This is a genomic window from Pseudoxanthomonas koreensis (assembly GCF_010093225.1).
Lineage (GTDB): Bacteria > Pseudomonadota > Gammaproteobacteria > Xanthomonadales > Xanthomonadaceae > Pseudoxanthomonas > Pseudoxanthomonas koreensis.
In genome coordinates, this window is sequence record NZ_PDWM01000007.1 from 1 (window position 1) to 20,062 (window position 20,062).

At 72.0% G+C, this 20,062-nt stretch carries 20 protein-coding genes and 2 pseudogenes; 9 read left to right on the top strand and 13 right to left on the bottom strand.

From position 1 onward, the window contains the following. From CSC64_RS13925 to CSC64_RS03495, 3 genes and pseudogenes are all read right to left on the bottom strand, one after another. Positions 1 to 267: pseudogene (locus CSC64_RS13925) on the bottom strand (hypothetical protein); the annotation flags it as partial. Between the two features lie 67 nt (positions 268 to 334). Continuing rightward, positions 335 to 976 carry a thiol:disulfide interchange protein DsbA/DsbL gene (locus CSC64_RS03490; protein ID WP_162433938.1) on the bottom strand — a complete coding sequence of 214 codons (642 nt, stop codon included), beginning with the start codon at positions 974 to 976 and terminating at the stop codon, positions 335 to 337. Between the two features lie 122 nt (positions 977 to 1,098). Beyond that, complete coding sequence (locus CSC64_RS03495) at positions 1,099 to 1,959, bottom strand: c-type cytochrome (RefSeq protein WP_162433939.1); 861 nt, start codon at positions 1,957 to 1,959, stop codon at positions 1,099 to 1,101. 159 nt (positions 1,960 to 2,118) lie between these two features. Between CSC64_RS03495 and yihA the strand changes: the two genes are divergently transcribed. From yihA to fghA, 5 genes and pseudogenes are all read left to right on the top strand, one after another. Next, positions 2,119 to 2,721, top strand: coding sequence for a ribosome biogenesis GTP-binding protein YihA/YsxC (yihA, locus tag CSC64_RS03500; protein ID WP_162433940.1), 603 nt, complete (start codon positions 2,119 to 2,121; stop codon positions 2,719 to 2,721). Between the two features lie 166 nt (positions 2,722 to 2,887). Beyond that, entirely contained in the window at positions 2,888 to 4,306 is a 1,419-nt protein-coding gene (locus CSC64_RS03505) for a glutamate--cysteine ligase (protein ID WP_425501663.1), read from the top strand. 3 nt (positions 4,307 to 4,309) lie between these two features. Next, positions 4,310 to 4,480, top strand: a pseudogene (locus CSC64_RS03510) (metal-sensing transcriptional repressor); the annotation flags it as partial. 28 nt (positions 4,481 to 4,508) lie between these two features. Next, the gene (locus CSC64_RS03515) at positions 4,509 to 5,618 is read left to right on the top strand and encodes an S-(hydroxymethyl)glutathione dehydrogenase/class III alcohol dehydrogenase (protein ID WP_162433942.1); all 1,110 of its coding nucleotides are present in this window, start codon (positions 4,509 to 4,511) and stop codon (positions 5,616 to 5,618) included. A 10-nt stretch (positions 5,619 to 5,628) separates the two neighbouring features. Continuing rightward, positions 5,629 to 6,519 carry an S-formylglutathione hydrolase gene (gene fghA / locus CSC64_RS03520; RefSeq protein WP_162433943.1) on the top strand — a complete coding sequence of 297 codons (891 nt, stop codon included), beginning with the start codon at positions 5,629 to 5,631 and terminating at the stop codon, positions 6,517 to 6,519. 139 nt (positions 6,520 to 6,658) lie between these two features. Here fghA and CSC64_RS03525 read toward each other — a convergent pair whose 3' ends face one another. The 6 genes from CSC64_RS03525 to CSC64_RS03550 form a co-directional block, all read right to left on the bottom strand. Next, positions 6,659 to 7,003, bottom strand: a complete 345-nt coding sequence (locus CSC64_RS03525; protein ID WP_162433944.1) for a hypothetical protein — start codon at positions 7,001 to 7,003, stop codon at positions 6,659 to 6,661. Positions 7,004 to 7,070: 67 nt separating this feature from the next. Next, positions 7,071 to 8,012, bottom strand: coding sequence for a DegV family protein (locus CSC64_RS03530; protein ID WP_162433945.1), 942 nt, complete (start codon positions 8,010 to 8,012; stop codon positions 7,071 to 7,073). Between the two features lie 81 nt (positions 8,013 to 8,093). After that, positions 8,094 to 8,723: a 2-hydroxychromene-2-carboxylate isomerase gene (locus CSC64_RS03535; protein ID WP_162433946.1), complete on the bottom strand. Its 630-nt coding sequence runs from the start codon at positions 8,721 to 8,723 to the stop codon at positions 8,094 to 8,096. A 14-nt stretch (positions 8,724 to 8,737) separates the two neighbouring features. Beyond that, positions 8,738 to 9,130, bottom strand: a complete 393-nt coding sequence (locus CSC64_RS03540) for a DUF1761 domain-containing protein (protein WP_162433947.1) — start codon at positions 9,128 to 9,130, stop codon at positions 8,738 to 8,740. A 16-nt stretch (positions 9,131 to 9,146) separates the two neighbouring features. Beyond that, on the bottom strand, positions 9,147 to 10,433 hold the full coding sequence (locus tag CSC64_RS03545) for an amidohydrolase family protein (protein ID WP_162434015.1): 1,287 nt from the start codon (positions 10,431 to 10,433) through the stop codon (positions 9,147 to 9,149). Positions 10,434 to 10,462: 29 nt separating this feature from the next. Next, positions 10,463 to 11,905, bottom strand: coding sequence for an amidohydrolase (locus CSC64_RS03550; protein ID WP_162433948.1), 1,443 nt, complete (start codon positions 11,903 to 11,905; stop codon positions 10,463 to 10,465). 239 nt (positions 11,906 to 12,144) lie between these two features. Here CSC64_RS03550 and CSC64_RS03555 point away from each other — a divergent pair, with 239 nt between their 5' ends. Further along, entirely contained in the window at positions 12,145 to 12,681 is a 537-nt protein-coding gene (locus CSC64_RS03555; protein WP_162433949.1) for a DUF924 family protein, read from the top strand. An 81-nt stretch (positions 12,682 to 12,762) separates the two neighbouring features. On the opposite strand, the gene grxD is transcribed toward CSC64_RS03555, so the two are convergent. Further along, positions 12,763 to 13,689, bottom strand: a complete 927-nt coding sequence (gene grxD, locus CSC64_RS03560) for a Grx4 family monothiol glutaredoxin (RefSeq protein WP_162433950.1) — start codon at positions 13,687 to 13,689, stop codon at positions 12,763 to 12,765. Positions 13,690 to 13,767: 78 nt separating this feature from the next. Here grxD and CSC64_RS03565 point away from each other — a divergent pair, with 78 nt between their 5' ends. After that, entirely contained in the window at positions 13,768 to 14,547 is a 780-nt protein-coding gene (locus CSC64_RS03565; RefSeq protein WP_162433951.1) for a polysaccharide deacetylase family protein, read from the top strand. Positions 14,548 to 14,592: 45 nt separating this feature from the next. On the opposite strand, the gene CSC64_RS03570 is transcribed toward CSC64_RS03565, so the two are convergent. Genes CSC64_RS03570 through CSC64_RS03580 form a run of 3 tightly spaced genes read right to left on the bottom strand, consistent with a single transcriptional unit; the run spans position 14,593 to position 17,239 of the window. Then, on the bottom strand, positions 14,593 to 15,264 hold the full coding sequence (locus CSC64_RS03570; protein WP_425501664.1) for a methyltransferase domain-containing protein: 672 nt from the start codon (positions 15,262 to 15,264) through the stop codon (positions 14,593 to 14,595). Between the two features lie 44 nt (positions 15,265 to 15,308). Next, positions 15,309 to 15,962, bottom strand: coding sequence for an SGNH/GDSL hydrolase family protein (locus tag CSC64_RS03575; RefSeq protein WP_162433953.1), 654 nt, complete (start codon positions 15,960 to 15,962; stop codon positions 15,309 to 15,311). Continuing rightward, positions 15,962 to 17,239 (bottom strand): aminotransferase class I/II-fold pyridoxal phosphate-dependent enzyme, encoded by a 1,278-nt coding sequence (locus CSC64_RS03580; protein ID WP_162433954.1) that lies wholly within the window; start codon positions 17,237 to 17,239, stop codon positions 15,962 to 15,964. The genes CSC64_RS03575 and CSC64_RS03580 overlap by 1 nt, the downstream gene beginning before the upstream one ends. A 213-nt stretch (positions 17,240 to 17,452) precedes the next feature. Here CSC64_RS03580 and rsgA point away from each other — a divergent pair, with 213 nt between their 5' ends. Together rsgA and CSC64_RS03590 are read left to right on the top strand one after the other, a co-directional pair. Beyond that, a complete protein-coding gene (gene rsgA, locus CSC64_RS03585) occupies positions 17,453 to 18,571 on the top strand; it encodes a ribosome small subunit-dependent GTPase A (RefSeq protein ID WP_162433955.1) in 1,119 nt (372 codons plus the stop codon). Between the two features lie 49 nt (positions 18,572 to 18,620). After that, entirely contained in the window at positions 18,621 to 19,880 is a 1,260-nt protein-coding gene (locus CSC64_RS03590) for a flavohemoglobin expression-modulating QEGLA motif protein (RefSeq protein WP_162433956.1), read from the top strand. The last annotated feature ends 182 nt before the right edge of the window (positions 19,881 to 20,062 follow it).

A 20,062-nucleotide genomic window follows, 5' to 3' on the forward strand; every position in this document is an offset into this window, starting at 1 on the left:
CGGTCTGGCCCGGGGCTGACCCACGAATACCTCCGGCGGACCCATTCCGCCGAATCCGGCCCGCGGCCGGGTAGACCAAAATGGGCGGCCCGCGCGACGTCTCGCGCGCGGGTGAGACGATGCGGTGTCGCGCTGGCGTAGCGCGGCCGGCACGGCCGGGGGCCCGGGGGGGCGCGCCAGGGCCGGCGCCGGGGCGTCCTGGCCGGAGCAGGCGGCCAGTGCCAGCAGCAGCGGCAGGGTCAGGCTGGCGAGGTGGCGCTTGGTCATCGGTGTTCTCCTGCGGGAAGGATGGGACAGGGGACGTCAACGCCGGGTCGGCGCGCGGCCCGGTGGATCAGGGCCTGGCCTGGGCCTGGCGCTCGCGCGCCACCAGCCAGTCGGTGATGCGCAGCATCTCCGCGAAGTCGTGGCCGAGCACGCGGTAGCGGCCGTCGACGATCAACGTCGGCGTCCCTTCCAGCCCCGACGCGCGGGCGAAGGCGGCGGCGCGGCGCATCTGCTCTTCCACCTTCGGCTCGGCCATCGCGGCGCGGAAGCCGTCGGCGCTGGTGCCATGGCCGGCGTAGAAGGCAGCCAGTTCCTGCGCGCTGGGGTTGCGCGGCAGCATGCCGGTCTCGTGCACCGCCTTGAACACCGCCTCGTGGGTGCGTGGCACCAGGCCCAGGTTGTAGGCGGCGAAGTAGGCGCGCGCCCAGCCGTTCCAGGCGCCGCCGAACGCGGCCGGTATGGCGACGAAGTTCACGTCGTGCTTCTGCTGGGCCTTCCACGCCTGCAACTGCGGTTCCAGGTGCGCGCAGTGCGGGCAGGAGTAGCCGAAGACCTCGGCGACCTCGATCGTGCCGGCCTTCGGCGCCCACGGCATGCCGCCCGGGATCTCCACGTAGTCGCGGCCGGACACCGGGGCGTCGGCCGCCGCGGCCGTGCCGGGCAGCCAGGCCAGGGCGGCAAGCAGGAAACCGGTCAGCAGTGCCTTCATTCGATCGGGTCTCGCGGGTGGGCGCGGTGGCCGCCTGGGGAAAAAAGACGCCGGCCATGGGGCCGGCGCAAGGTCTTTGAGAGAGGGACCGCGGTTCTTGGACCGCGCCGGCGCCGCGAAGTTCAGGAGCGCGGTTCGGCGGCGGTGGCCTCGACGTCGTCCGCGTGCGGGTGCAGGCCCTGCAGGTAGCTGGCCAGCGCGCCGATCTCCTGCTCGGTCAGGGAGTGGACGACCTTGGCCATGATGTTGAACTTGGCCGGGTCGCGTTCGCTGGTCACCCCGGCCTGGTACTCCTGCAGGCGGCGGGCGGTGTAGTCGGCCTGCTGGCCGGCCACGTGCGGATAGGCCGGGCCCGGGTTGCCGGCGCCGTCGGGGCCGTGGCAGGACATGCAGGCCGGGATGCCGCGGGCGGCGTCGCCGGCGCGGAACAGCTGCTGGCCGATCTCGTAGTACTTCAGGCCGGCGTAGGGGCCATCGGCCACCTCCGCGTCGTCGGCGACGCCGGCGCTGGACTTCTGCCCGGCGAAGAAGGCGCCCACGTCGCGCATGTCCTGCGGGCTGAGCGCCTGGGCGAACGGGGCCATCACCGCGGCCAGGCCGCTGTGGCGCTCGCCGCTGGCGAACAGGGCCAGCTGCTGGGCGATGTAGCGCTCGCTCTGGCCGGCGATGCGCGGGTACATCGACATCCCCTCGGCGGGGTTGCCGTCCGGCCCGTGGCAGGCGGCGCAGGCGGCGGCCTTGGCTTCGCCGGCGGCGGCATCGCCCCAGTGGGTCTTGCCCAGGTCCACCTCGAGCGGGGCAGTCTGCACCGGCGCATTGTCCGGCACCGGGACCACCGTGGCCGGGGCCGCGGGGTCGGCCGTAGCCGCCGCGGCGGCCGTGGTGGCCGGCGCCGGCACCGACGCGGTCTGGGTGGCGTAGGCGGCGACGGCGGTGACCGCGAGGGCCAGTCCGGTGAGGGCGAAAACGCGAGCGTGGCGCATGCTAAAGCTCCGGGAACCCGATCGGCGCGGTCGCCGCAATGGGTGTGGCGACCGCGAAACGTCCGGATTATCCCTGTGGCGGGGCGCGACGGTCAACGAAACCGCCGCCCGGCCCGGCCCGCTGGCCAGTCTGCCCGCGGCTCGTGCGATCCTGTACCCATGTCCAATCCACTCGAGAAGGCCCGTTACCTGGCCTCGGCGCACATTCCCCGGCAGCTGCCGCCCGACGGTGGCTTCGAGGTCGCCTTCGCCGGCCGCTCCAACGCCGGCAAGTCCAGCGCGCTCAATGCGCTGACCCGGCAGAACGCCCTGGCGCGGGTGTCCAAGACCCCGGGCCGCACCCAGCAGCTGGTCTATTTCGAAGTCGCCCCCGACCGCTACCTGGTCGACCTGCCCGGCTACGGCTACGCCAAGGTGCCGCTGGAAATGAAGGCGCACTGGGAGAAATTCCTCGACGGCTGGTTCCGGACCCGCGAGGCCCTGCGCGGGCTGGTCGTGGTAATGGACATCCGCCATCCGCTCAAGGACTACGACCGGCAGATGATCGGCTATGCGGTGGCCCGCGGCCTGCCTGCGCATGCGCTGCTGACCAAGGCCGACAAGCTCGGTCGCGGCCAGCAGGCGCAGGCGGTGCAGGCGGTGCGCAAGGAACTGGTCGCGGCCGGCGCCGGGGCCGTCGGGGTGCAGGCCTTCTCCAGCGAGAGCAAGCAGGGCGTGGACGAGGCCCGCGCGGTGGTCAGCGGCTGGCTCGACCTCCTGTAGGAGCTCCCTTCAGGGGCGACCCGACGACGTTCGAAGGTGCCGCGTTCGACGGTGAATCTCCGGAGCGGTCGCGCCCAGCGCGGCTACGACCAGCGCCCCCGGTTCGCCGCGCGCCATACGCGCCGGGACGGCAGGCTATAGTGCGCGCTCCGCCGGTGCCCCCCACCTGCCGGCGTCGCACCCTGAGCCGCCCTTGTCGAGCCCCAGCCACGTCACCGATACCCCGATCACCCAGCGCTCGCAGCTGGTCGAATACATCGCGTCGGGCGAGAAGCCGGAGCGCGACTGGCGCATCGGCACCGAGCACGAGAAGTTCGGTTTCCGCCTCGACGACCTGCGGCCACCCACCTTCGATGGCGCGCGCGGCATCGAGGCCCTGCTCGAAGGCCTGGTCCGCTTCGGCTGGACGCCGGTGCAGGAAAGCGTGGACGGCAACCCGCCGCGCACCATCGCCCTGACCCGCGACGGCGCCTCGGTCACCCTGGAGCCGGCCGGCCAGCTGGAACTGTCCGGCGCGCCGCTGGAGAGCATCCACCAGACCTGCGTGGAGGTGGGCACCCACCTCAACGAGGTGCGCCAGGTGTCCGACGAGCTGCAGCTGGGCTTCCTCGGCATGGGCTTCCAGCCGAAGTGGTCGCGCGCGGACATGCCGTGGATGCCCAAGGGCCGCTACCGGATCATGCGCGACTACATGCCGAAGGTCGGCTCGCTCGGCCTGGACATGATGACCCGCACCTGCACGGTGCAGGTCAACCTGGACTACGCCTCCGAAGCGGACATGGCGAAGAAGTTCCGGGTGTCGCTGGCGCTGCAGCCGGTGGCCACCGCGCTGTTCGCCGACTCGCCGTTCACCGAAGGCCGGCCCAACGGCTACCTCAGCTACCGCTCGCACATCTGGACCGACACCGATCCGGACCGCACCGGCATGCTCGACTTCGTGTTCGAGGACGGCTTCGGCTACGAGCGCTACGTCGACTACCTGCTCGACGTGCCGATGTATTTCTCGTATCGCGACGGGGTGTACGTGGATGCCTCCGGCAAGTCGTTCCGCAGGTTCCTGAAGGGCGAACTGGACGTGCTGCCCGGCGCGCTGCCGACCCTGCGCGACTGGTCCGACCACATGACTACCGCCTTCCCGGAAGTGCGGCTGAAGAAGTTCCTGGAGATGCGCGGCGCCGACGGCGGGCCGTGGGCGCGGCTGTGCGCGCTGCCGGCGTTCTGGGTCGGCCTGCTCTACGACGACGCGGCGCTGGACGCGGCCTGGGACCTGGTGAAGGACTTCAGCGCCGCAGAGCGCCACGCGCTGCGCGACGGCGTGCCGAAGCATGCGCTGAAGCTGCCGGCGCGCGTCGGCAATGTGCGCGCGCCCGTGCGCGACCTGGCGGTGGAGGCGCTGAAGATCCCCGCCGCCGGCCTGCGCCGGCGCGCCCGCCTCAACCAGGACGGCATCGACGAATCGCGCTTCCTGGAAACCCTGGTCGAAATCGCCGAAAGTGGGCAGACCGCCGCCGAGCGCAAGCTCGAGCTGTTCCACGGCGAGTGGAACGGCAGCGTCGACCCGGTTTTCCGCGCATTCGCCTATTGAGGCGCGCCGGTGCTGCAACAGCTCGCCGTCGTGCGCGGCGCGGCAAACGGCCTGATGTCGGAGGTGCTGGAAAGCCACCTGCGCGAGGAGTTCACCCATCCGGCCGCCTCGCCGGAGCAGCGCCGGGAAGGCATCGATGCCGCCGTCACGCTGGTCCGCAGCTACCTGAAATGACCTTCAACGCACCGCCCAGGAGTCGCCCATGAAATCCCGTGCCGCCGTCGCCTTCGCCGCAGGCCAGCCCCTGCAGATCGTCGAGATCGACGTCGCCCCGCCGCGTGCCGGCGAGGTACTGGTGAAGATCACCCACACCGGCGTGTGCCACACCGATGCCTTCACCCTGTCCGGCGACGACCCGGAAGGCCTGTTCCCCTGCGTGCTCGGCCACGAGGGCGCGGGCGTGGTGGTGGAAGTGGGCGAGGGCGTGACCTCGGTGAAGCCGGGCGACCACGTGATCCCGCTGTACACCGCCGAATGCGGCGAGTGCCTGTTCTGCAAGTCCGGCAAGACCAACCTGTGCGTGGCCGTGCGCGCCACCCAGGGCAAGGGCGTGATGCCCGACGGCACCACCCGCTTCAGCTACAACGGCCAGCCGGTCTACCACTACATGGGCTGCTCGACCTTCAGCGAGTACACGGTGGTGGCGGAAGTGTCGCTGGCGAAGATCAACCCGGAAGCCAACCACGAGCAGGTCTGCCTGCTCGGCTGCGGCGTGACCACCGGCATAGGGGCGGTGCACAACACGGCGAAGGTGCAGGAGGGCGACAGCGTGGCCGTGTTCGGCCTCGGCGGCATCGGCCTGGCGGTGATCCAGGGCGCGCGCCAGGCGAAGGCCGGGCGGATCATCGCCATCGACACCAACCCGGGCAAGTTCGAGCTGGCGCGCGAGTTCGGCGCCACCGACTGCATCAATCCGAAGGACCACGACAGGCCCATCCAGCAGGTGATCGTGGAGATGACCGGCTGGGGCGTGGACCACTCGTTCGAGTGCATCGGCAACGTCAACGTGATGCGCGCCGCGCTGGAATGCGCGCACCGCGGCTGGGGCCAGAGCGTGATCATCGGCGTGGCCGGCGCCGGCCAGGAAATCTCCACCCGCCCGTTCCAGCTGGTCACCGGCCGCAGCTGGAAGGGCACCGCCTTCGGCGGGGTGAAGGGCCGCAGCCAGCTGCCGGGCATGGTCGAGGAGGCGATGAAGGGCGGGATCCGGCTCGAACCCTTCGTCACCCACACCATGCCGCTGGAGGAGATCAACGACGCGTTCGAGCTGATGCACGAAGGCAAGTCGATCCGCTCCGTCGTGCATTACTGAGGCCGTCGCCATGGAACGCATCGAACACCGCGCCTGCTTCGGCGGCTGGCAGGATGTGTACCGGCACGAGTCGAAGGTGCTCGGCTGCACGATGACATTCGCCGTGTACCTGCCGCCGCAGGCGGTGCCGGGCGCGAAGCTGCCGGTGCTGTACTGGCTTTCGGGCCTGACCTGCACCGAGCAGAACTTCATCACCAAGGCCGGCGCGCAGCGCTATGCGGCCGAGCATGGCGTGGTCATCGTCGCCCCGGACACCAGCCCGCGCGGCGACGGCGTGGCCGATGCCGAGGGCTACGACCTGGGCAAGGGCGCCGGCTTCTACGTCAACGCCACGCAGGCGCCGTGGGCGGTGCACTACCGCATGTACGACTACGTAGTGGACGAACTGCCCGCGCTGGTGGAGGCGAACTTCCCGGTGGGCGACGCGCGCGCGGTCAGCGGCCATTCGATGGGTGGCCACGGCGCGCTGGTGGTGGCGCTGCGCAACCCGGGGCGCTATCGCAGCGTCTCGGCGTTCTCGCCGATTGTTGCCCCGTCGAAGGTGCCGTGGGGCGAGAAGGCGTTCGGCGCCTACCTGGGCGAGGATCGCGAGGCGTGGAAGGCGTACGACGCCACCGAACTGGTGAAGGCCGCGCCGGAGAAGCTGCCGCTGCTGATCGACCAGGGGGGCGACGACGAATTCCTCGACGACCAGCTGCGCCCGCAACTGCTGCAGGCCGCCGCGGTCGCCGCCGGCCACCCGCTGCAGCTGCGCATGCGCCCCGGCCACGACCACAGCTACTACTTCATCGCCAGCTTCATCGGCGAGCACATCGCCCACCACGCCGCCGCGCTGCATGGCGAGGCCAGGGAGCATGCCGGCCTAGCCCCGCACCATCACCACGACGGCTGCGGCCACTGACAAGCCCCGCTTTGTGTAGGAGCTGACTTCAGTCGGCGACAACGCCCCTGGCACAGGCGACGCCGCCATGATTCCAGCGCCCGCGTCGCCGACTGAAGTCAGCTCCTACAGGAAGGCGGGCCGCCAGCCGCCGGCAGTCTCAGCCATGGCTGACGTTGCGCATCTCCCAGCGGTTGCCGGCCAGCCAGCGCAGCCGCTGCTGCAGGATGTCGCCAGGGATCGCGGTCACCGCGACCAGGTCGATCGACAGGTCGCGCTGTTCGCCGCTGACGCGGGCGCCGGGATCGGTAGCGCCCAGCGCCGGATCGACTTCGTCCGGCTCGTCCTGCATCGCCCGCCAACGCTCGAACAGCGCCGGCGTGCGCAACGCGTCCTGCAACTGCTCGGCGAAGGCCTCGGCGCCGTGCGCGCTGAATGACAGCGACGGCTCGCTGCCGCGTGCCTGCGCCGGATCGGGCAGGCGGATCTGGTAACGGACGGGCATGGCACGACTCCGCGGTGACGAGGCCCCAATCTAGCAGCCCGCGTGCGAAGCCGGCGTGGCCGTCCGGTCAGGCGAACTTGTGCGGCCCCGCGGCGAAGCCCACCACCACCGCGCCCTTGCCGACGTTGACCATGCCGGTCAGGCTCATCACGCTCTCCAGCAGCTCCACGCTGTTGTCGGCGCAGACCTCGCGCAGGCGTGCGTAGCCTGGCAGCGCGCGCAGCTCCGCCAGTTCGCCGCCATAGCTCACGCACAGCGTCGGCGTCATCAGCCCGGCGCGGATGCGCTCGATGGTGAAGTCGAACAGCTTCTGCACCGCGGCGTCGAAGCCCTTGATCTTGCCCACCGGCGCGGTCTCGCCGCGGTTGCAGTGCAGGATCGGCTTGATGTCCAGCGCGGTGCCCAGCGCGGCGCTGAACAGGCTCACGCTGCGGTCGCCCTTGGTCCGGGCGCGGTTGCGCAGGTAGTACAGGTCCGGCGGCACCATGTAGCCGTGGGTGTTGAGCGCCAGTTCCTCCAGGCGTTCGCGGATCTTCTGCACGCCGTCGCCGGCATCGCGCATGCGCACCGCTTCGACGACTCCTATGCCTTGGGCGGCGAACAGGTTCTGGCTGTCGATCACCCGCAGCGCGAACGGCGAATTGTGCCCGGCCGCCTGCCGCACCGGCTTGTAGTCGTTGAGGATGGCGAAGCTGGCCTGCACCGCGTGCTCGTGGATCGGGCTGCGGTTCTTCGTCACGGTCAGGCAGAACACGTGGTCGTAGTCGACCACGAGCTTGCCGAGGAAAAGGTCGCGGATCTGTTCGACCGAATAGGGAAGGGTCTCGGCCTCGTGGCCGCGCTCGGCCACGTGCGCGTGCAGGAAGCTGAGGGTGGCTTCCTCGTCGCGGTGGTCGGCCAGGACCGCGTCGCCGATGCGCACGGTGATCGGCAGCAGGATGACGTTGTTGCGTTCGATGTACTCGGAGGGCAGGTCGCAGGTCGAGTCGACCACGATTCCGATGCGCATGGGGACCTCGGCGTAGGGACGTGCACGTAGATGCGTGAACCCTATCGCAAAAACGCCGCGCCTGGCGACTGCCGGTAAGCCTCAGCGGGCGCGTTCGACGCCCACCGGAAGCACGGCCACGCCGGCCAGCGGGCCTTCGCGCAGCAGGCCGGGATCGTCCAGCACCGCCAGCATCAGCTCGTGGCTGTCGTTGCCCCAGAACAGGTCCTCGCCGATGGCCAGGGTCGGCACCCCGAACACGCCGGCGGCCAGGGCCGCGTCGGTGTTGGCGCGCAGGGCGTCCTTCACCGCCGGGTCGGCGATCGCGCCCGCGACGTCGGCGATCCCCAGCGCGGCGCCCTCGCCGGCCAGCGCCGCGGCGCTGTCGGGCAGGCGGCCCTCGCGCCAGATCGCGTCGAAGAGGGTGCCGATCGCCGCCGGGGTGGCGCCGGCGGCCACGCACAGCCGCAGCGCGGGCAGCGGGTTGAACGGGTGCTGTGGCGGGAACGCGATCGCGGTGCCGTCGCGACGCGCCTGCCACACCGCCTGGCGGTAGATGAACTCGCGCTTGCGCGGGATCTCGGCCGGGCCGCGGATCTGCAGCGCGGCGAGCACCGCGCCGAACACGATCGGTACCGGCTCGACCCGGCCGGCCTCGGCCAGCGGGCGGATCTTCTGCCAGTGCAGGTAGGAGAACGGCGAGATGAAATCGAAGTACCAGCGTGCCTGCATGTCCGCTCCCGCGTTCAGTGCCACAGCCCCAGCACCAGCCCGTACAGCGCGAACTGGACCACGTGGTAGCCGCCGTCGATCAGCCACATCTTCAGCGAGCGGCCGGCGAACAGGTAGTTGATGCCGAAGCTGGCCGCGACCCAGCACAGCCCGGTGACCGCGCCGGCACCGACCGCATGGCCGACCGCCGGGGCCGGACCCAGGAACCAGGCGAACGCCGCGGCGGCGACCAGGCTCGCCACGAACGCGCCGCCGAACACCAGCGCCGGATGCCCGCCGGGCGCGTCCGGATCCAGGCCGGCCTCGCGGCACCAGGCCTTGCGGAACAGCGGCCCGTACCAGATGCCGCCGAGCAGGAACGCCGACAGCGCCGCGGCCAGTACCGCCCACAGGTTCAGGTCAGCCATGTCTTGTCCCTCCGCTTTACGGGCGCGAGTACGCCGGCGGCAGCCCGCTTTCGCCGGTGCCGTGCAGGTAGCGGTCGCGCAGTTCGGTCTGGCGCGAGCGCATCGGCATGGCGCGGCCGCCGAGCCAGACCTGCCGTGCGGTGTTGATCACGTCCAGCGGATCGCCGCTCCACAGCACCAGGTCGGCGGACCGGCCCAGCGCGATCGTGCCGACGCGGTCGCCCACGCCCAGCGCCTGCGCCGGTACCCGGGTCAGCCCGGCCAGGCCCGCTTCCCAAGGCAGGCCGTTGGCCACGGCGTTGCCGGCCAGCTGCCGCACCTTGCGTGCGTTGTGCGAGGCATCGCCGGACTGGGTGAAGCTGACCTCCACGCCGGCGGCCTGCAGCAGCGCCGCGTTGCGCAGGGTCGCGCCGATCTGGTCGAAGTTGCCCGGCAGGTCGGCCAGCGCATCGACGAACACCGGCACCTGCGCCTGCGCCAGTTGCGACGCCAGCTGCCAGGCTTCGGCACCGCCGGCGATGGCGATGCGCACGCGCTCGCGCCCGGCCCAGCGCAGCAGCTGGCGGATGTCGGCGGCGCGGTCGACCTTGACCACGATCCGGCCCTGGCCACCGAGGAAACGCGCCAGCACCGCGCGACCGGCCGGCGTGAGCAGCGCGTGCGGCGAATCGGCCGCGACCCGGCCGCGCGCCTCGGCGACCATCTGGTCCAGCAGCATCCACTGCGCCGCGCGCGACTTGCCGCTCATCTCCGCCGCCTCGGCGCCGAGGCGGACGAACAGCACGCGCGGGCCGACCGGATCGGCGCTGCCGTCCAGCCGCACCACGCCGCCCTGGCCGCCGACGATGGCGGCGCCATTGCCCGCCGCCAGCAGGGTGAAGCCGATGCCTTCCACCCGCGCCACCGGCACCAGCACCGAGGCCGGGTTGTAGGCCAGGGTCACGTCGAATTCCGGGCGCACCGGCTGCTCTTTCAGGGTCAGCTGGCTGTCGACGGTGGGCGCCTCGGCGGAGACCTCTTCCAGGCCGATCTCGCTGATGCCGCCGAACAACGCCGGGGTCAGCGGCTGCCCGTTCGCCTCCACCACCGGCACCCCGGCCGGCGCGGACAGGCCGGTGCCCACGGCGCGGATGGTGCCGCCCTGGACCAGCACATCGGCGCCGTGCAGGGTGCCCTGCGCGCCGGCAGTGTGGACGGTGGCGTTGCGTACCAGCAGGTCCTGCGCGGCCGCGTTCGCGGCCGCGAACAGGCCGACCGAGAGCACGCCGGCGGCGAACAGGCCGGCGCGGACTCCGCGGACCATGCGGCCCGGCTTGATCGAAGCGGAACGGCTCACAGCGCACCTCCCGGGGCGGTGCCCGGCTGGCCGAGGATGAAATCCGAACGCGGCTGCCGCGCCGGATCGTGGCGGTCGTACACGCGCGCGCCGTCGATGTAGACCTGTTCGGCCTGCGCGTAGGAACTGAAGGGGTCGCGGTTCCACACCACCACGTCGGCCAGCTTGCCGGCCTCCAGGCTGCCGGTGCGCTCGGCCACGCCCAGTGCACGCGCGGCGTTGGACGTGAGCCAGCCGATCGCGCGTTCCGGCGGGATCTCCATCCCGGCGCGGCGCGCGTTGGCGATGACCTTGGCCGCTTCCTGGTTGAGCCGCTGGATGCCCTCGTCCGAATCCGAATGCACGATCGCGCAGCCGTTCTTCGGCCGGTCGACCAGGGCGATGTTCTCCTGGATGCCGTCGAAGGCTTCCATCTTGAAGCCCCACCAGTCGGCCCACAGCGCGCCGCAGATGCCTTCGGTGGCCAGGCGGTCGGCGACCTTGTAGGCCTCCACGCCGTGGTGGAAGGCGGCGATCGTGAAGCCGAACTCCTTGGCCAGGTCGATCATGGTGGTGATCTCGTCGGCGCGGTAGCAATGGATGTGGACCAGGATGTCGCCGTTGATCGCGCCGGCCAGCGTATCGAGCTTGAGGTCGCGCTTGCCGCCGGCGTCACCGGCGCTGTCGCCCTGGCCGTCGCCGGACTGCCACCAGCGCTTCTTCTGCTCCTGCTTCGGCTTGCCACCGCCGTTCTTGCGCAGGTATTCGCTGGCGTCGATGAAGGCGGCGCGGTAGCCGGCGACATTGCCCATGCGCGTGGACGGGGCGACGCCCTTGCTGCCGTAGACGCGCTTGGGGTTCTCGCCGCAGGCCATCTTCAGGCCCCACGGCGCGCCGGGGAACTTCATCGCCTGGTAGCTGGTGGCCGGCACGTTGCGCAGGGTCACGCCGCGGCAGCCGACCAGGTTGGCCGAGCCGGGCAGGACCTGCAGGGTGGTGATGCCGCCGGCCAGCGCCGCGGCGAAGCCCGGGTCCTGCGGCCACACCGAGTGCTCGGCCCAGACGTTGGCGGTGACCGGCGCGATCATCTCGTTGCCGTCGCTGTGCGCCTTGACCCCCGGGCTGGGATACACGCCCAGGTGCGAGTGCACGTCGATGATGCCCGGGGTGACCCACTTGCCGGTCGCGTCGACCACGCGGGTGCCGGCGTCGGCCTGCAGGCCGGCGCCGACCTGGACGATCTTCCCGTCGCGCATCAGCACGTCGGCGCCGTCCAGGCGCTGGCCGGTGCCGGTGAGCACGGTGGCGTTGCGCAGCAGCACCGGCTCGGATGGCAGCGGCGTGTAGGTGCTGGGATACGGATCGTCGGGGAAGCGCGAAGCCGCGGCGGCCGGCGCGCTGGCGCCGGCGAGCGTGCCGGCGAAGGCGAGGCCCGCGGCGGCGAGCAGGAGGTGGCGCATGGGGTTTCCCCGGATGGAACGCCGGGCGAACCTAAACGGATGGAGGCGGGGGCGCAATGTGCCGGCGGTCGGGTCGGCTGCGGTCGCGGTCACGGATCGGGGGCGGTGCGTGCGGCCAGGAGCGGTTTCCGTGGCGTCGCCGCCGCGCCGGGGGTCATCGCCCGAGGGCGCGGCGCCCGGTTTACGCATGCGCAACGGCACATGCGGCATCCTCGCCCGACTGCGGAGCGGAGAACGACATGGCGGTGGCAGCGGAAGTGGTGCGGTTCTGGCGCGACGCCGGCGTGGCGTCCTGGTTCAACGGCGGCGAAGCCTTCGACCGCGAATGCGAGGCGCGCTTCCTGGAGGCGCACCTGGCCGCGGCGCGGCGCGCGCACGAGGACTGGCTGGACAGCGCCGAGGGCGCGCTGGCGCTGCTGCTCCTGCTCGACCAGATCCCGCGCAACGTGTTCCGCGGCAGCGGCCATGCCTTCGCCACCGACGGACTGGCGCGGCATTACGCCGGGCGCGCACTGGCGGCAGGCCACGATGCGGCGACCGCGCCGGACCTGCGTGCGTTCTTCTACCTGCCGTTCGAGCATTCGGAAGACCTGGCCGACCAGCAGCGCTCGGTCGCGCTGTTCCGCCCGCTCGGCAACGAGGTCTACACGAATTACGCGGTCGCGCACCTGGAGGTGATCGAGCGTTTCGGCCGCTTCCCGCACCGCAACCGCGCGCTGGGGCGCGAAAGCACCCCGGAGGAGCAGGCCTGGCTGGAAGCCGGCGGCGGATTCTGAGGGGCGCCCCGCGGCGCTCCCGCCTGTCGCGCCGCACGTCGCCCCGCCATGCGCCTGAAGCCGGGCAAGCCCGGCTCCACGTCAGTAGCGCGGGACCGAGGTGTCCACTTCCTGCGACCAGCGGTCGATGCCGCCGTCGACGTTGAACACGTTGGTGAAGCCCTTGCCGCGGAACTCCTCGGCCACCTGGGCGCTGCGCCCGCCGCCGTGGCACAGGAACGCCAGCCGGGTGTCCTTCGGCAGCGCCTCGATCTCGGCGCGGCCGTTGCCATCGAAGCTGCGGTGGGCGATGGCGACCGCGGCGATCGCGCGCTCGTCGGCCGGACGCACGTCCACCAGCACCAGCTCGCCGGCGCGGACCTGGCGGTCGGCTTCGGCCGGGGTGATCGCCTGCACGGGCTTGGGCGCGTTCGGGTTGTCGATCGCCAGGCCCTGGCCGCGGAAATCGTCGACCCAGTCGATGGTGATGCCGTTGGCACGGCGCGCGCTGGCCGGGTCGAACTGGATGCGCAGGCCGGCGGTTTCCACGACGATGGCGTTGTCGTTGCGCGGCGCGATCTGGAAGCGTGGCTGGAAGCGCGCGTCGATCGTCAGCCCCAACGCGGCATCGCCGGCGTCGGCCAGTGCGCCGCGCAGCTTTTCGGCGGCGGCGGCGGTGACGGTGACCTGCGGCGGAGTGCGGTCCGGCGCCGGCAGGCCCAGCAGTTGCGACAGCTCGCCGCTGGAGGCCAGCTGCTCGATGATGTCGCTGCCGCCGACCAGTTCGCCGTCGATGTACAGCTGCGGGATGGTCGGCCAGTTGCCGAACGCCTTGATGCCCTCGCGGATCTCCTGGTCGGCCAGCACGTTGACGTGGGCGTAATCCACGCCCAGGTCCTCCAGCACGCCGGTGGCCTTGGCCGAGAAGCCGCATTGCGGCATGCCGGGCTGGCCCTTCATGAAGAGCACGACGCGGTTGGCCTGGAGCAGCGATTCGATGCGCGAACGCAGGGCGGGATCGAGGGACATGGCGGACTCGGAAAAAAAGGGGGGAAAGACCGGGGAAAGCCCGGGCTGGCCATTCTACCCCCGTGGCATCATGCGGCGATGAGCGCAACGGCAACGCTGCATCGCATTCCGCGCCGCCCGCATGCGTGGCTGGCCGGGCTGCTGCTGTCGCAGCTGGCGGTGGCGGCGCTGTGGTGGCGGCTGGGCTGGCACTGGGGGCTGCCGGCGCTGCTGCTCTCGCACCTGGCCTTGCTGCTGCCGGTGTTCCTGCCGCGCGCGTCGCTGTACATGCCGGTGCTGGGGCGGTTGCCGGCCCACGGCCGCGAGGTCTGGCTGACGATCGACGACGGCCCCTCCGCCGACACCGCCGCGATCCTGGAGGCGCTGGACCGGCACCAGGCGCGGGCCACCTTCTTCCTGGTCGGCGCCCGCGCCCGCGCGCGGCCGGACCTGGTCCGCGAGATCCACCGCCGCGGCCACGGTATCGGCAACCACAGCCAGAGCCATCCCTCGGCCCGTTTCTGGGCGCTGGGGCCGCGGGCGCTGGCCGATGAAGTCGGGCAGGCGCAGCAGGTGCTGGCCGAACTGGCCGGCGAACCGCCGCGCTGGTTCCGGGCGGTGGCGGGGCACGCCAATCCGTTCCTGGCCGCGCCGCTGCGCGCCCACGGCCTGGCGCGGGCGGCCTGGAGCGCGCGCGGTTACGACGCGGTCGACGGCGACCCGGTGCGGGTGCTGCAGCGGATCGGCCGCGGCCTGCGCCCGGGCGCGATCGTGCTGCTGCACGAAGGTGCCGCGCACGGCCGCAGCGTGGAGATCGTGGAGGCCACCCTGTGCCTGCTGCGCGAGCGCGGCTTCGATACCGTCGCGACGCCGCAGTGAGCAACGGCGCCACGGCGTGGCTGACCATGCACGCGGCGGGTCCGCTCAGTCGCGCGCGGCGACCACCAGCCAGTTGTTGAACGGCGTATCGCCGGCCAGCGGCGAGAACGTGCCGCGCAGCCCGGCGGCGTCGAAGCGCGCGCGCAGCGCCTCCGTTTCCGGATAGTGGACCGGCGCGGCGTTCATCCAGCCCAGCAGCCGCGCCAGGTGGTCGGTGGCGCGGGTGATGCGCGCGCTGCGGCTGCCGTCGTCCAGGCCGGTGCGGATCACCAGTTTCGCGCCCGGTTCGAGCATGCCGGCCGCCGCGTCGACGATTTCGAGCTGCCGCGCCGGCTCGAAGAACTGCAGCACGTCCAGGATCGCCACGCTGCCGCGGTGCGGCGACAGCGCGCACGACAGGTCCAGGGTTTCGAAGCTGGCATCGTCCAGCCCGGCGCGCGTGGCGGCGCGGCGCGCGGCAGCGATCTTGCGCGCGTCGTTGTCCACCCCGCGGTAGCGCAGCGCGATGCCATCCTGGGCCAGCGCATGGGCGAGCAGGCCCAGCCCGCAGCCCAGGTCGAGCAGCGGCGCGCGGGTGCCGTGCAGGGCCGCGCACACGCCTGGGTACAGCGGGTCGCTGCGCAGCTTCGCGCGGGCGTAGTAGTAGTGGTAGCGGTTGCCGAACAGGGTGCCGGGAAGGAACGCGGCGGCGATGCGCCGGGCATGTTCGCGTGGCAGCGGCCGCAGCGCGGTGGCGTCCGCGGCGCTGCCTGCGCCGGTGTTCATCCGCGCAGCGCCTGCCGGGCCGCAGGCAGCGCCAGCGCCGCCCACAGCGCGTACATCGCCGCCGAGGGATGCAGGCCATCGTCGGCGAGCATCCGCGCTTCGCCGCCGCGCGCGCGGCTGACCGCGGCGGTGTCGACCCAGTGCGCGCCGGCCCGCGCCGCTTCCTCGCAGCACACGGCGTTGAACCCGTCGATCTGCATGGCTACGAGCGCCGGATCGCGCCCCTGCGCGGCCGCGAACGGGGTCACGCCCCAGTCCGGGATCGCCAGCACCAGCACGCGCGAGGCCTGGCCACCGGCGAAGGCGGTCGCGCGCTGCAGCAGCGCGGCGAACTGCGCGCGGAACTCGTCCAGCGGGCGGCCGCGGTACTGGTTGTTGACCCCGACCAGCAGGCTGGCCAGGGCGTGGTCGGCAGGGAGGGGTGCTTGCGCCTGCGCGGCGTCGATGCCGGCGTCGAGCTCGTCGGTGGTCCAGCCGGTGGTCGCGATGATCCGCGGCGCGCCGATGGCGATGCCTTCGGCGCGCAGCAGGGCCGCCAGCAGCACCGGCCAGCGCCCGTCGGGATCGACGCCTTCGCCGATGGTGTAGGAGTCGCCGAGCGCCAGGAACGCCGGTGCGGTCGCGCTGCGGGAACCGGCCGGATCCGCCATCAGGCCGCCGCGTTGCGCGCCTTGGCCTTCAGCGGCACCACCTTGTTCGCCGCCTCGGCGCGCCGCGCCAGTGCGCGGTCGATGCGCGCGAACACCTCGCGCATGACCTCGGCGTGCGGCAGCAGGGTCACCCGGAAGTGGGCGCGGTAGGGCACGTTGAAGCTGGAGCCGGGCACGATCAGCACGTCCTCTGTTTCCAGCAGTTCCAGCGCGAAGCCGTGGTCGTCGAAGCCGCGCGCGGCCGGGCCGGTCACCGAGGGGAACGCGTACAGCGCGCCCTTCGGCTCGACCAGCTGCAGGTGTTCGCTCGCGGCGCAGGCCTCGATCACCGCGCGGCGGGTCTCGTACAGGCGGCCGCCGGGGGCGCACAGTTCGCTGATCGTGTCCGGGCCGTTGACCGCCGCGGCGATCGCGTACTGGCCGGCGACGTTCGCGCACAGGCGCAGGCCGGACAGCAGGTCCAGCGCGTTGCGGTAGTCGGCGGTGCGCGCGTGGATGCCGGTGAGCACCGCCCAGCCCACGCGCCAGCCGCAGGCACGGTGGACCTTGCTCAGGCCGGAGAAGGTGATGCACGGGTGGTCGCCGGCGATCGGCGCCAGCGGTTCGAACTCCGCGCCGTCGTACAGCACCTGGTCGTAGATCTCGTCGACCAGCAGCAGCAGGTTGTGGCGCTGGGCGATGGCGACCAGGCGTTCGAGCAGTTCGCGCGGGTAGACCGCGCCGGTGGGGTTGTTCGGGTTGATCAGCACGATCGCGCGGGTGCGCGAGGAGACCAGGCCTTCGACCTCGACCGGGTCGGGCATGAAGCCGTTCTCCGGCGCGCAGCGGTAGTACACCGGGCGGCCGTCGTTGAGGATGGTCGCCGCCGACCACAGCGGGTAGTCGGGCGAGGGCACCAGCACCTCGTCGCCCGGGTTGAGCAGCGCGCGCAGGGTCATGTCGATCAGTTCGGACACGCCGTTGCCGACGAACACGCGGTTGGAATCCACGTGCGGCGCGTTGCGCGCGCGGTAGGCCGCGGCCAGCGCCTCGCGCGCGGCGGGCAGGCCGAGCTGGTGGGTATAGGGATCGGTGTGGTCGATGTCGTCGATGATCGCGCGCTGCAGGTGCGCGGGGGCGCGGAAACCGAACGCACCGGGGTTGCCGATGTTGAGCTTGATCAGCTTGCGTCCTTCCGCTTCGAGCGCGTGGGCTCGCCGGTTCAGTTCTCCGCGGATCTCGTAGCGGACTTCCGACAGGCGCTCGCGGACGCCGAGCGGTGTTTCGGTGGACGACATGGTGGCATGGACGATGGGGGGTACGAGCTTGGCATGGTATCGAAAAAGACCGCGCAAGTGCCTGTCCGGGCTGGAGAATGGGGGTGGTATCGATTTCATGCGAAACCTGCCGTTCTGCAGGTGCGTCGCGACCGCAGGGGCGCCCCGGGAGGGACCGGCCGGCTTCGACCTGTCTGCGGCTGCGCCCGGACTGCGGCGAATACAATGCGGCCCATGGATGCCGCCGACTTCGACTTCGCCCCCCTGCGCCGGATCGGCTGGCCATGGGTGGGGGCGGCCGAAGAGGTGGCCTGGCAGGCGGCCTTCGCCGCCCATCCCGGGGCGCGGCCGGCGCGGGTCAGCGAGCAGCACCGGACCGGCTACGTGCTGGCCGATGCGCCGGACTCCGGGTTCCGTGCCGAGTCGCCGCCGGAATGGCAGCGGCGGCCGGTGTTCACCGCCGACGGGGTGCCGCTGCACGAGCGCGCCGCGGTCGGCGACTGGGTGCTGCACGACGGCCGCCGGATCCTGGCGCTGCTGCCGCGACGCAGTGCGATCAAGCGCGCGGCGGCCGGCGAGCACTACCAGCAGCAGGTGATCGCGGCGAATGTGGATACCGCGTTCGTGGTCTGCGGGCTGGACGCGGACTTCAATCCGCGCCGGATCGAGCGTTACCTGCTGCTGGTCGGCGGTGGCGGGGTGCAGCCGGTGGTCGTGTTGACCAAGGCCGACCGCGACGGCGCCGATGCCGCCGCCGCGCTGGCGGCGCTGGACGACCTGCGCGCGCAGGGCGTGCCGGTGCTGGCGCTCAACGCCAAGGATGCGGAGGCGGTGGCCGCGCTGGCGCAGTGGCTGCAGCCGGGCATGAGCGCGGTGCTGGTCGGTTCGTCGGGCGCGGGCAAGTCGACCCTGACCAATTCGCTGCTCGGCGAGCAGAGGATGAAGACTGCCGCGGTGCGCGAGCACGATTCGCGCGGCCGCCACACCACCACCCACCGCGCGCTGATCGCGCTGCCTTCCGGCGCGTGCCTGATCGACACGCCGGGCATGCGCGAGCTCAAGCCCACCGGCGAGGAGGAACTGGCCGATGGCGGCTTCGCCGACCTGGAGGCGCTGGCCGCGCAGTGCCGCTTCAGCGACTGCGTGCACCGCAGCGAGCCCGGCTGCGCGGTGCGCGCGGCGATCGAGGCCGGCGAGCTGGACCCGGCGCGCGTGGCCAACTACCTGAAGTTGCGCGACGAGGTGGCCGGCGCCGCCGACCGCCTGGCTACGCGGATGGCGCAGAAGGCCGACGCGCGCGTGCAGGGCAAGGCGTTGCGCAAGCGGCTGGACGAGAAGTACCCGCGGCGGTGAGGTCCAGCCGGGCTTGCCCGGCTACCCCGTCGGGTCCAACCTAGCGGCCATGGCCGCCATCGCACACGACCTGGCCCACCATGCCGCGCTCGACGCGCGCATGGTCGAGGCGGTGCGCGGGATCCGCCTGCTGGCGCTGGCGAGTTGGCCGGCGCGCACCCAGGCCGAGTTCCTCGAAGGCTGGCACCGCGGCCAGCCGGCGCTGCCGCGGGTGGAGTACCCGCGCCTGGATTTCAGCGATGCACGGCGCGAATTGGCGCTGATCGTCGCCGCATCCGACGACGACCATCCGCTGGGCATCTACCTGCGCGAATCGGCCGCCAGCTGGAGCCGCGCGGCCAGCCTGCTGGAGGTGCTGGGCACCCACCAGGCCTGCGTCGAATCGATCGCGCTGTTCGGCCGCCCGGACGAAGCGCTGCCCGGCGACGGCCCGACCACGCGCGAGGCCGCCGACCACTTCATCGAGATCGCTGGCGAACTGGACCACGAACTGGTCTCGCCGCAGGAACAGGTCCCGGTCTCGGCCACCGCGCTGGCGCTGCAGCTGCAGTCCGACCTGGACGATTTCTTCGACGCGCGGGTGATCACGGTCGAACTGGACCCGGACCTGATCGCCAAGGCCGCCGCCGGCCCCAGCCGGATCCGCCTGCGCGCCGGCGCCGCCTTCAGCGACTACGACCGCCGCCAGCTGTTCCACCACGAGGCGCTGGTTCACTCGCTCACCGCGATCAACGGCCGCGCGCAGCCACACCTGGCCAGCCTGGGCCTGGCCTCGCCGCGGATCACCGCCACCCAGGAAGGGCTGGCGACCTTCGCCGAACTGGTCACCGGCAACATCGACATCGGGCGGCTGAAGCGGATCAGCATGCGCATCGAGGCGGTGGCCATGGCCCTGGAAGGCGCGGATTTCCTCCAGGTATTCCGCTTCTTCCTCGACGGCGGCCAGAACGAGACCGAGAGCTTCGTCTCGGCGCAGCGCGTGTTCCGTGGCGTGCCGGTGACCGGCGGCAGCGCCTTCACCAAGGATGCGGTGTACCTGCGCGGACTGATCGGCGTGCACACTTTCTTCCGCTACGCCCTGCAGCAGGACCGCCTGCGCCTGTGCCGCTGGCTGTTCGCCGGCAAGATGAGCCTGCGCGACGCGGTCAGGTTCGAGCCGCTGTTCGAGGACGGCACCCTGGCGCCGCCGCGCTGGCTGCCGCCGTGGATCACCCGCGCCAACGGCCTGGCCGGGCAACTGGCGTTCTCCCTGTTCGCCAACCGCATCCGCATGGACCGCATCGACCAGAAGCCGATGCGCAAGGGCTGAGCGCCCCCACCGTCGACCGTCGCCGGCACCCGGCGCCCCCTTGTAGGAGCCCACTTCAGGGGGCGACCCGAGGGGGATGGAAGCATTCGCGGTCAACGCGGCCCGCCCGGAGGGGGCGCGTTGAACACAGCGACTCCAGGCGGCGTCGGGTCGCCCCCTGAAGTGGGCTCCTACAGGGGGGG